The following is an 11396-nucleotide window of genomic DNA, read 5'->3' as shown; positions in this document are numbered from 1 at the left end:
AAAGAGCCTGCCTGATTTTCATCAGGCAGGCTCTTTTTATTATGGCTAGTCTTAATTGTCGAGCTTGAAATTAAATTCCAGCAAAGTGGTCAGTGGCTTGGAAATCGGCGCGTACTTCCATTGAGATGCCGCCGCAATCACTTCCCTGTCAAAATGTTTGGGTGGATTGGCTTTGACAATTTCTACCTGCGAGACCTTGCCATCCGTATCAATATGCACGCGTGCGCTGACTACACCTGAGGTGATGCCTGCGCGTACTGCAGTGCTGGGGTATTTGGGCTGGACGCTGGAGACGACTTTTAAAGTCAGGTTTTCAACCGGTGCCGCAACTGGTGCAGGCTTTGGTGCAGCAGCGACTACTGGCGGTGGCGTTTCTACCGGCTTGGGTGCAGCGACGACAGGTACCGGGGCAGGTGCAGTAGCCGTTGCTGATGCCGCTTTGGGCGCATCTTTTACCTTGGCTGCCAGGGCTTTTGCTTCTGCTGCCGCTTTTGCATCCTTGGCGTCTTTAGCCTCTTTTGCTTCTTTGGCCTCTTTAGCTTCTTTCGCCAGTTTTTCTTCTTTGGCGATTTGCGCGGCTGACTTGTTGGATGCCATATCCATCCACTTCGTCACATCGGCAGTATCAGCATGTTTGACCGGATTTTTTACCAAACCAGTTGGCATGGCTGTCGATGAAGGTGCCTCTGGTGCACTGGTAACAGGAGCAGGCTCCGGTGTTTTTTGGCAGGCAGTAATGAGCAAGGCACTGGATGCCAGGCTGAAAGTGAGAAATGATAACTTCCCTGTTGTTTTAGTAACTACCGTTTTCATATTACTCCAGACAAAAGACCGTTTTTAAAGCTAAAGTTAAATCAAGCAATCGGCTGTATTACAGCGAAAAGAATGTTCGCATGAAAATAGTGCATTTCAAAACAATTGCAATAAATTGGTGCAAAATCATTTTGCTCGCTGCGCAGGAAATTTTCACAAATCCGAACGGCTATCCTGCCATGGATGTAGGCACTTAGCAATATTCAAATCACAGATGTGATTGAAATCATGAAAATTCACCTGTCAAAATGGCATAAATATCGCATATCTATGCATGATTTATGCCAAATGCAGGCTAAATCATTTAATTGATAATAATTATGAAAAAAAAGCCAACTTCTTGCGAAGCTGGCTTGTAGTATTGTTACGAGATTATGTTAATTTTGTTTAGTACTAAACAGGATTTATTCAGGTCAGGATTTTCCGAACACTTCATTCAATTGCTGGGTGACCCGGATGAAGGTCGTGCGCTTGGTCAACTCCTTGAGTTTGTGCGCGCCCACATAAGTGCAGGCTGAGCGCACGCCACCGAGTATGTCCTGTAAGGTTGTTTCTACCGGGCCGCGGTAAGGAATCAATACTTCCTTGCCTTCTGACGCACGGTATTTGGCAACGCCACCTGCGTACTTGTCCATCGCGGCACGGCTGCTCATGCCGTAGAAGCGTTTGAATTGCTGACCATCGCGTTCTACCAGATCGCCAGCACATTCATCATGACCAGCCAGCATGCCACCCAGCATGATAAAGTCTGCACCGGCACCAAACGCCTTGGCCAGATCACCCGGTACAACGCAGCCACCGTCGGCGCAAATTTGCCCGCCCAGGCCATGCGCAGCATCCGCACATTCAATCACGGCTGATAATTGCGGATAACCCACGCCTGTCATCTTGCGCGTTGTGCAGACTGAGCCCGGGCCTATGCCCACCTTGACGATGTCGGCACCGGCCAGTATCAGTTCTTCAGTAATGTCACCGGTCACCACATTGCCTGCCATGATGGTCAGGTGTGGATAAGTGGTGCGCACTTTTTTGACGAAATTGATAAAGCCCTCGGTATAACCATTCGCCACATCGATGCAGACATATTCTATGGCGTTCTGAGCGCGCGCCATGACGGCAGAGAATTTCTCAAAATCGGACTGGGTAATACCCATCGAATAAAAGGCCGTCGATTTCTTTTGCAAAGCAGAGAAATAGTCGACCAGTGCGTCTTCATCGTAATGCTTGTGCAGGGCTACCGATAACTGATGCGGGTCCAGTGCAGCGGCCATTTCCATGGTGCCGGTAGAATCCATGTTTGCAGCAATGATGGGGATGCCGTGATAAGTCTTGCGGGAATGATGGAAAACGAATTCGCGTTCCAGATTGACCTGAGAGCGCGAGGTGAGGGTGGACCTTTTTGGGCGTATTAATACGTCCTTGAAATCCAGCCTGAGGGTTTCTTCTATATGCATAACGACTCCATGATGCGTCTGGCGGACGCGGGAAGTGACAACCCAGGCAGCAAAGCTGACTAAGTTGTTGAGCCGTACTTGAGTATAGTGCAAAAAAATACGGAATCATCATTTGAATTTGATATGGACCTTATCATCCATTTCATATTCTGGATATCCCGGATATTGTCAAGATGATATGCTAGTCATCTTGCTTTTTTAATGTGTCGCTAATGAGTCGTTAATGTGTAGTTAATGTGTGGTTACAGCGCCCATGGTGGCGTGAATGTCTTGCCATCTTCCAGCACTGCCTCAGCCCCTACTGGCAAGATCGCTACGGCTCTGAAATTCTCATCACTGGTCTTGCTGATTGAAAAACGGGTATGGGCAGGTACGATCAGGCATGCACCTGCACTCAGCGTGTAATGATCGTCTCCGAGGCTTACTTTCGCAGTTCCTGAAAGGCAGATAAATATCTCTTCCCGTGTCAGTTGGTGCGCGACGCCGGGTTTGTTGGCACTTAGTTCAACGATCCAGGCTGAATTTTCTGTTGAGCCGCGGCTGGGGGATGCAAGGCCAGTGAATGTGGCGTCATGCATGGTAAACACTTTGGCGGATGATGCGTCGATCAGATTCATGATTTCCTCTTGTGATATAATTCACCAAAGATTATAAACTAAGGTGAATTAAAATACCATGCAAGAAAATATGGATCTCGGCGTATTGCTGAATCTGGCTTTTGGCAGCTTTAAAGAACAATTGCATCAACATCTGGCACAGCAAGGCTATGCCGATGTCGGCAGTTCTTTCGGCTATGTTTTTCGTTTACTGGAAAACAATCCGCAAAATCTCAAGCAGCTTGCAGAAAGCCTGGGGATGACTCCACAGGGCGCGCTAAAAATCATCAATGATATGGAAGCAAAAGCCTATGTGCGGCGTGAAGATGACACTACTGATGCAAGGGTGAGATTGCTGCACCTGACACCGCGTGCACTGGCCCTGATGAAGGTGGCGCGCGCCTTTCACCAGGAGTTTGAACATCGTTTAATTGAGAGCATGGGCGCAAGCAAGGTAAAAGCCATGCGCGCCGTGCTTGAGCATATCAATGCCGATGCAGAGTATGGCGTACCAAAGTTGCGCCCGCTGTAAACAAGTTCAGGGGCTCGGTATTTAATGACAAATGCCCTTGCCCTTATCGGTAAAATCCTGGCCTGGAACAGGCATAAATTCCCATTCGTAAGACTTGTCTTGCAAAGTCAGTTTCAGTACGCCATGGGTGGAATTGTCTCGTATCTCCGTCGCCCCTTTGGGTAAAAACATCGGTGTCAGTTTAGCCCCGCCAGTGCCAACCACAAAACTGCGTATGCCATTCTTGTCGTCCCTGTCGCCATTCGCATCCAGTGGCACAAAACGCTCGTAATCATGATCATGCGAAGTCAGGACCAGATCTGCCTTGGCTGCTACCAGCATGGCCCAGGCTTCCTGCATGTTCTTATTATTGCCATGGCCGCCTGAGCTATATACAGGGTGATGCCAGAAAGCCAGGGTGCAGTTTTGTTTGTTGCTGGCCAGCTCTTCTTTCAGCCATGTCATCTGCACTTGCATCTGGCTGGGGTCGAGATTGCTGTTGAGCGAGAGCACCAGCCACTTGCCTAATTGCGTTGCATAGTAGCCGCGCCTGTCAGGCCCGGCCAGTTCTCCAAAGTAATTGTAATAACCCAGGGCCTTGGGCATGCCGTAATCATGGTTGCCCGGTGAAGGCAGGGTTTTATCCTTGAAGCGTCCCCAGGTGGGCTCATAGCATTTGGTGAATTCTTCTGGCTTGCCTACCGGGTAGGTATTGTCACCGAGGGTAATGGCTCGTGCTGTATTGTCTTTGGCCAGGCCGGCGGCTATCAGCTCTGCGGTTCTGGCTGCCATGCTTTCTGCAGGAGGTTGCTTGCGGCAATCGGCAATGTCACCAGCCACATAGACCGTTGTGCTGACAGTTTTTTCTACAGGTTTTTTGCCAGGTTTCCTGGTTTTATCTGCGGCCTGTGCTGACAGGATAAACAGGGTGGAGAGAGCAACAAGCAGGCGGGAGATACGCATGGATTCTTCTTATGAAACTTGGTGAGCAGGAACAGGCGCGTATTTTACCTGTTCCTGACAATTGCATACTACAGCTTTGCATGCCGCAGGCGTAAGGCATTGCTGATGACGGAGACTGAACTCAGGCTCATCGCCGCACTGGCTATCATGGGGCTGAGTAAAATCCCGAACCATGGATACAGCAAGCCTGCGGCAATGGGCACTCCGACAAAATTGTAGGCAAAGGCAAAGAACAGGTTTTGTCTGATGTTTTTCATGGCCTGTTTGCTCAGGGCGCGGGCTTTTACTATGCCGCGCAAATCACCTTTGACCAGCACCACATGGGCGCTGTGCATGGCGACGTCGGTGCCGATGCCCATGGCGATGCCAACATCAGCCTGCGCCAGCGCAGGTGCATCATTGATGCCATCGCCAGCCATGGCAACTGCGTGACCCTGTTCCTGTAATTCCTGTACGATGCGGAACTTGTCGGCTGGCAGCAAGTCTGCCCGCACATCGTCGAGTCCCAGTTGTTTTGCCACTGCCTGGGCAGTCCTGGCGTTATCACCCGTCAGCACGATGATGTGCATGCCCTGCTGCTGCAATTGAGTGATGGCCTCTTTGCTGTTACTCTTGATTTTGTCTGCAACACTGAGCATGGCCACGGCTTTTTGTGCAACCGCCAGCAGCATGACCGTATGTCCCTGCGCCTGCAGATCACTGATTTGCGATTCAAAGCCTGGCAGCTCTATGGCATGTTCTTTCAACAGTGCAGGGTTACCCAGCAAGACCGTCTTGCCATCTACTGTGGCGCTGACACCCTTGCCCGTGATGGACGTAAAATTGCTGATGGCAATGGACTTTGCACCGCGAGACTCTGCATAGCTGACGATGGCATGGGCAACCGGGTGTTCACTGTGTTGTTCCAGTGCCATGGCCAGCGCCAGCAAGTCCGTTTCTGATTCGCCGCTGGCGACGCTGAAGTGTTGCATTGTGGGTTTGCCCTCTGTCAGCGTGCCGGTTTTGTCTATCAGCAGGGTGTCGATTTTTTCCAGCCTCTCCAGTGCTTCTGCGTCCTTGATCAGTACACCATCGTGGGCACCGCGACCTATACCCACTGTGACCGATATCGGCGTGGCCAGTCCAAGTGCGCAAGGACAGGCAATAATCAACACTGATACTGCAGCCATCAAACCATTCGCCATCCCCGGCGCTGGCCCCCATACTGCCCATGCGATGAAGGCCAGCACGGCAGCGGCAATCACACCCGGCACAAACCAGCCAGATACCTGATCCGCCAGCTTCTGGATAGGTGCGCGGGAACGTCCGGCCTGGTTCACCAGATTGATGATGCTGGCGAGCAGGGTATCCTTGCCTATGCGTTCAGCCCGCATGCTGAAGCTGCCTTGCTGATTGATGGTACCAGCACTGACTCTGTTGCCAGCCTGTTTGCTGACGGGCAGTGGTTCACCTGTCAGCATGGCTTCATCGACATTACTATGACCATCCAGCACGACACCATCAACAGGTATATGCGCGCCTGGCTTGATGCGCAAACTATCATTAAGCTGGACTTCGTCCAGGGCAATTTCAGTCTCGCTACCATCGGCAGCAATGCGTATCGCAGTCGCAGGTGTCAGGCCTAGCAAGGCCTTGATCGCCGCATTGGTTTGCGAGCGCGCCCGCAATTCCAGTACCTGTCCCAGCAAGACTAAAGTAATGATGACGGCCGCTGCTTCAAAATACAGTGGTGCCATGCCATCCATCTTGAAGGCGGCAGGCAATATACCCGGTAACAGCAATGCTACCAGGCTGAATACATAAGCTGCAGCAGTGCCCACCCCTATGAGACTGAACATGTTCAGATGCCCTGTCTTGAAGGACGCCAGCGCACGCTCAAAAAATGGCAGGCCAGCCCATAGCACCACAGGTGTCGCCAGGATGAATTGCAGCCAGTTGAACACCGTCATGCCCAGCAAGTGATGAAACGACACGCCAGGCAGCATGTCACCCATGGTCATGATCAGCAGCGGCAAACTCAACACCAGACTGAACTTGAAGCGCCGCGACATGTCATCGAGTTCACTGGTGTCCTCTTCTGCCGAGGCTTCCTTGGGTTCCAGCGCCATGCCGCACAGCGGGCAGGTACCCGGACCCACCTGTTCTATTTCCAGGTGCATGGGACAGGTGAAAATCGCATCCTTGGCGACGGGCTTAGGTGCGGGGCGTTTGGCCGGGTCCAGCCAGGCGGCAGGATCTTTGCTGAATTTTTCCAGGCAGGCATTACAACAAAAATAATAACACTGCCCGTCATGCACAAACTGGTGCTGGCTTTGCCCATTGACACGCATGCCACAGACCGGGTCTTTGTGCTCACCCTGTGCATCGCTTTGCATGGCATCTGTGCTCGCAGTATTGACACTGCCCAGTCCTATGACCTTCTTGGCCTTCACATAGTTCTCAGGCGCAGCATTGAACTTGCTGACGCAGGACATGCTGCAAAAATAATAGGCGACACCTTGAAAACGGGCTGTCTTTTCATTGTTCTTGCTGACTTGCATGCCGCAGACCGGGTCGGTATATTTTTTTTCCTGAATTGCGGTTGCCTGCTCGTCATGCTTATGACCGCAACAATTGCCGCTGTGCTCGTGGGTGGTGTGATCCTGGGTCATGGATGATGCTCCCGTACAGATAAAATGATATTGCCTTATCATAGACTCCGTACCCAAGAACAGAGTCAAGGATTATTTAATAATGTCTGATGCAGATCAATATACGATAGGGCAGTTAGCCAAGGCAGCAGGCGTAGGCGTGGAAACCATACGTTACTATCAGCGCCGCGAATTGCTGCCAGTGCCCGAGGTGGCAAGTGGTTTCAGAACCTATCCAGCCAGCCTGGCAGAGCGCATACGTTTTATCAAAAGAGCGCAGGAGTTAGGTTTCAGTCTGGATGTAATCGCCAATTTGCTGATGCTCGAAGATGGTAATGACAAACAAGCCATACGAGACGTTGCGCAAGAACGCTTGTTACAGGTGAAGGCCAAGCTGGCTGACCTGCACAGGATGGAAGACATGTTGACTGAACTGATACATCAATGCGCATCATCAGCCCAGCAGACGCAGTGCCCGATTATTCAGGCGCTGGCAAGTGATAAGCCGGCAGACGGAAAAGCCTGTCAGCATTGAGATAGAGGGAATGGGGCCGGGTTTGATTATTCTCCGCTGGCGACCCAGTCCGGTTGCTCGGTCTGTACATAATGGATCAGGGCATCAACGACTAGAGGGTCAAACTGTGTGCCGCTCCTGGATTTGATATAGGCGATGGTGTCTTCTAGCGACCATGGTTCCTTGTACGGGCGGCGATGCAGCAGGGCATCAAACACATCGACTACGGCAACTATGCGTGCCGATAAGGGGATTTCTTCCCCCTTTAATTTGCGCGGGTAACCTTGGCCATCAAAATGTTCATGATGGCTGCCTGCAATCTGTGAGCCATAAGTCAGGTAACTGACACCATCGACCATGGTGGCAGCCCTCGCCAGTACAGTTTCCCCTGCCAGTGCGTGGTATTCCATGATTACGCGTTCATGTTTGTCATGCCCGCCAGCTTTCAGCAGGACAGCATCTGGCGTCGCTACCTTGCCGACATCATGCAGAATGCTGGCGATGCCCACCATTTCCATGAATTGCGGCGTCAGGTCAGCCGCAAAATCATTGCGCCGCTTGAGTTCTCTGGCAATTGCATTGGTCAGCCGGCAAACGCGCTGCACATGGCCGCCAGTATCCGTGTCACGAGATTCTGCCAGGTCAGTCAAGGCAACCACCGAGGCCTCCTGGGCTTTTTGCAATTGCTCGTTCAGATAGCGGTTATCAAAGGCGGCAGCGATGCGGTCGCAGAATAATTCCAGCAAGTCTCGCTGCATCTGGCCCAGCGGCCAGGGCGGTGTCACCAATATGGCAAATTCATGGCCTTGCCGGGTGTGGATGAACAAGACATCGGCAGGATGCTGGAACTGACTTTTCTTTTCGTTAAAGGCCCTTTCTACGATGGCTGTCCACTCGCAATCCTGTGGCAGTTTGTTCAGCCCGGAATAATTGCTATAAGTGCCAGTCGCTGCAACTACACTGGCTTGCAGGTTGCCGCCATTGCTGCCAAGTGGATTACGAGAAAGACATAGAACACCGTCGGCACCGACATCCAGTATTGCACCTATCTGGTTCAGCACGCCGCTGGCAAATTCTTTCAAGGACTTTAATTCATACAGGTTGGCAGACGCCTGCAGTATGCGTGTCAACCCTATGCGGCTGCGCTCTATTGACAGCAAGCCTTCATAGGCACGCAAGGAGGCGATGACAGTTGTGAACAGGCGCTGGGTTGTCAGCTCGGTCTTGGTTTTATAGTCATTGATATCGTAATCGACGATGACACTTTTCTCCGGTGCCTGGCCGGGCTGGCCAGTCCGCAGGACGATGCGTACCAGTTGATTTTTTAATTCTTCGCGTATGCGTTTGACGAGACGCAGGCCAGCGTCATCGGTTTCCATCACGACATCGAGCAAGATCAGATTGATGTCGTTTTCTTTGCTTAAGATATCAAATGCTTCAGATGCACTGTGCGCTGACAGTATATCCAGCGGGCGCCCCTTGAAAACGATATTTGAGAGGGCCAGGCGGGTAACGGCGTGAATGTCTTCTTCATCGTCGACAATGAGTAGCCGCCAGGGGTGTGATTCAAATGAAGAGTTCAGTTGATCCTGTGACTTGTCATTACTCTCGTCTTCGATGATCCAGTCTTCGTCAGATCCCTGTTCGTGATTCATGCATTCCCCCGATCATTTGCATTGCAACATGACTTTTGGAAAATCAATCGAAATGAGTTTTGGTATCCTCAGAATTTATTATGCCAGCATTTTCCCTTAAGTGCCTTCAGGCATTATTTTATTTCCGTGGTATTTGACAGACATTTACATTACCTCAAATCCAAGGGCAACTAGACGGGGGCTGCGGCCTGCAGGTGTAGTCGATGCAATACCATATCAACTATCAATGTCTCGGCATCTTCAAAGTCATTGTTGTTTAATGGACTATGACCCAGCACCAGGCTCATTTGTGCTGCAAAGTCAGCATACGACTGCGTCATCGCCCAGATTGAGAACAACAAATGTGTCGTGTTCACGGCAGCGATTTTGCCAGCCGCCATCCAGGCTTCAAAAACGGCTATATCTTTTTGCAATAAGGGCAGTATTTTATTGCGCATGGTCTCGGCATACACAGGTGCACCGCTGATGACTTCCATCGCATATACGCGTGAAGCCTGCGGTTGTTCGCGCGAGAAGCGCAGCTTGGCACGTATGTAGTTTCCCAGTAGTGTCGCCGGGTCTTGATCGGGGTCTGCGAGGATATTCATGCGGTCCAGCCATTGATCGAGCACCTGGTCCAGTACCTTTTCGTACAGGATTTGCTTGGTCGGGAAGTAGTACAGCAAATTCTGTTTCGACAGGCCAGCCCGTTCGGCTATCGATGCCAGCGCCGTGCCTGCATAACCAGCCTCGGCAAATACCTCCACCGCCGCCTGCATGATGCGTGCTTGCAGCGCATCGCGTGAGCGCGTGAGTTTGTCTGGTGCTCTATCCATGACGCTGCTTCATCAAAAAGGCTTTCAATGCTTCATCACCGCTATAAGCGATATTGAAGCGGAACCATGGGTGCTCGCTGGTGCGCAGGCTGAAGAATTCATCAGGTGCCAGCAAGATGCCTTCCTGCAAAGCCTGCCGTGAAATCTCGCTGGCACTGGCCTTGCTATCTTTCCAGCCTGCACTGATGAACATACCACCGCGTGGTTCTGCCAATGGGGTCAGACCTGCGGCCAGTAACAAATCCATGCTGGCATTGCGTGAAGTTTCCAACTGGCGTTTAAGCTTTTCCAGCATGCGGCGGTACAGACGCGAGCTGATCGCGTGTAGCACCGCACGTTCATTGATTTCAGATGTGGTCAAACCAGCCAGCATCTTCACCCTCAACAGTTCACCTATCAGCGAATGCGATGCACAGACTGAGCCTACACGCAGGGTAGGGGAGAGCGTTTTGGAAAAACTGCCTACCCGTATCACACGGCGCAAACCATCCATCGCTGCCAGCGAGGGTTCAGGGCGCGGGCATAGTTCACGATAGATATCATCTTCGACTAACCAGAAGTCAAACTGTTCTGCCAAAGCCAGCAGGCGGTGCGCCTGTGCCTGGGAGAGGCTGGTGCCCAGCGGGTTTTGCAAGACTGTATTCACAAACATCAGCTTGGGCTGGTGCAGCAGGGCCTTTTCCATGAGGCTGTCGAGGTTCAGGCCTTTTTCATCGCGGGCTATGCCTATAGGTATGCAGCCGTGATGGCGTATCAGGGATAGCAGATTGCTATAACCCGGGTCTTCGACCAGAACGGTATCGCCGGGTTTACATAGCGTGCGCAGGATAAGGTCAAAGCCATGGGTAGCGCCATGGGTCAGCAAAATCTGTTCAGAATCAACACTGAACAATTCCTGCGACAGGCTGCTGGCCAGGTGCTGGCGCAGGCTGGGGAAACCCAGGGGATTGCCATAACCACGCAGGCGCTGGGTAGGGATGCGCATCGATTGCTTCAGGGCATCCAGCAAAATATCATCGCCATACCATTCTGGCGGCAACCAGCCAGAACCTACGGGCAGGGCGCTGGATACACCGGAATACAAATCGGGGCTTAAGGCATCCAGCGCGCTGGGTATGACGGCTTGCGCCATGGGCTGCGGTGTACAGGCCGGTTTGGTGACAAAATACCCAGAGCCACGTCGTGAACTCAGCAATCCCAGGGTGATCAGGCGCTCATAAGATTCCACAACTGTAAAGGTGCTGACCGCATTGCATTTGGCGAATTGCCGCACCGATGGCATCTTGCTGCCCTGCGCCAGGTCGTTCTGGCGCACCAGACGGCTTACTTCCTGCACGATCTGCTCTACCAGGCTTGCCTGGCGGCTGCGCTCCAGCGCCAGTTGCGGCCAGATCGGACTTTGCTCTGCTACCTGCTGTTCTTTTACGGTGTCCATGCTTGCTCCT

The 11396-nt window shown here is 51.9% G+C and carries 10 protein-coding genes; 2 read left to right on the top strand and 8 right to left on the bottom strand.

Going from position 1 to position 11396, the window contains the following annotated elements; translation table 11 throughout:
• Nucleotides 1-51 precede the first annotated feature (51 nt).
• From ACO0LN_RS15790 to ACO0LN_RS15780, 3 genes are all read right to left on the bottom strand, one after another.
• Complete coding sequence (locus ACO0LN_RS15790) at nucleotides 52-813, bottom strand: energy transducer TonB (RefSeq protein ID WP_422975381.1); 762 nt, start codon at nucleotides 811-813, stop codon at nucleotides 52-54.
• 413 nt (nucleotides 814-1226) lie between these two features.
• Nucleotides 1227-2267: a GMP reductase gene (locus ACO0LN_RS15785; RefSeq protein ID WP_422975379.1), complete on the bottom strand. Its 1041-nt coding sequence runs from the start codon at nucleotides 2265-2267 to the stop codon at nucleotides 1227-1229.
• A gap of 242 nt (nucleotides 2268-2509) precedes the next feature.
• Nucleotides 2510-2884: a cupin domain-containing protein gene (locus ACO0LN_RS15780; RefSeq protein WP_422975377.1), complete on the bottom strand. Its 375-nt coding sequence runs from the start codon at nucleotides 2882-2884 to the stop codon at nucleotides 2510-2512.
• A 58-nt stretch (nucleotides 2885-2942) separates the two neighbouring features.
• Between ACO0LN_RS15780 and ACO0LN_RS15775 the strand changes: the two genes are divergently transcribed.
• Nucleotides 2943-3395: a MarR family winged helix-turn-helix transcriptional regulator gene (locus tag ACO0LN_RS15775; protein ID WP_422975375.1), complete on the top strand. Its 453-nt coding sequence runs from the start codon at nucleotides 2943-2945 to the stop codon at nucleotides 3393-3395.
• Nucleotides 3396-3416: 21 nt separating this feature from the next.
• On the opposite strand, the gene ACO0LN_RS15770 is transcribed toward ACO0LN_RS15775, so the two are convergent.
• Both ACO0LN_RS15770 and ACO0LN_RS15765 read right to left on the bottom strand, forming a co-directional pair.
• Nucleotides 3417-4337, bottom strand: coding sequence for a metallophosphoesterase family protein (locus tag ACO0LN_RS15770; protein ID WP_422975373.1), 921 nt, complete (start codon nucleotides 4335-4337; stop codon nucleotides 3417-3419).
• A 68-nt stretch (nucleotides 4338-4405) separates the two neighbouring features.
• Nucleotides 4406-6988, bottom strand: coding sequence for a heavy metal translocating P-type ATPase (locus ACO0LN_RS15765; protein WP_422975371.1), 2583 nt, complete (start codon nucleotides 6986-6988; stop codon nucleotides 4406-4408).
• 82 nt (nucleotides 6989-7070) lie between these two features.
• Here ACO0LN_RS15765 and ACO0LN_RS15760 point away from each other — a divergent pair, with 82 nt between their 5' ends.
• Nucleotides 7071-7502, top strand: coding sequence for a MerR family transcriptional regulator (locus ACO0LN_RS15760; protein WP_422975369.1), 432 nt, complete (start codon nucleotides 7071-7073; stop codon nucleotides 7500-7502).
• A gap of 26 nt (nucleotides 7503-7528) precedes the next feature.
• Here ACO0LN_RS15760 and ACO0LN_RS15755 read toward each other — a convergent pair whose 3' ends face one another.
• From ACO0LN_RS15755 to ACO0LN_RS15745, 3 genes are all read right to left on the bottom strand, one after another.
• Nucleotides 7529-9136 carry a DUF3369 domain-containing protein gene (locus ACO0LN_RS15755; RefSeq protein WP_422975367.1) on the bottom strand — a complete coding sequence of 536 codons (1608 nt, stop codon included), beginning with the start codon at nucleotides 9134-9136 and terminating at the stop codon, nucleotides 7529-7531.
• A gap of 170 nt (nucleotides 9137-9306) precedes the next feature.
• Nucleotides 9307-9951: a TetR/AcrR family transcriptional regulator gene (locus ACO0LN_RS15750; protein ID WP_422975365.1), complete on the bottom strand. Its 645-nt coding sequence runs from the start codon at nucleotides 9949-9951 to the stop codon at nucleotides 9307-9309.
• The gene (locus ACO0LN_RS15745; protein ID WP_422975363.1) at nucleotides 9944-11386 is read right to left on the bottom strand and encodes a PLP-dependent aminotransferase family protein; all 1443 of its coding nucleotides are present in this window, start codon (nucleotides 11384-11386) and stop codon (nucleotides 9944-9946) included. Before ACO0LN_RS15745 ends, ACO0LN_RS15750 begins: the two co-directional genes overlap by 8 nt.
• Nucleotides 11387-11396 lie beyond the last annotated feature (10 nt).

The sequence above is a fragment of the Undibacterium sp. TC9W genome, from assembly GCF_049339865.1.
In the GTDB taxonomy this organism is placed as follows: Bacteria; Pseudomonadota; Gammaproteobacteria; order Burkholderiales; family Burkholderiaceae_D; genus Undibacterium.
This window is presented reverse-complemented; position numbering and strand designations above follow the sequence as displayed.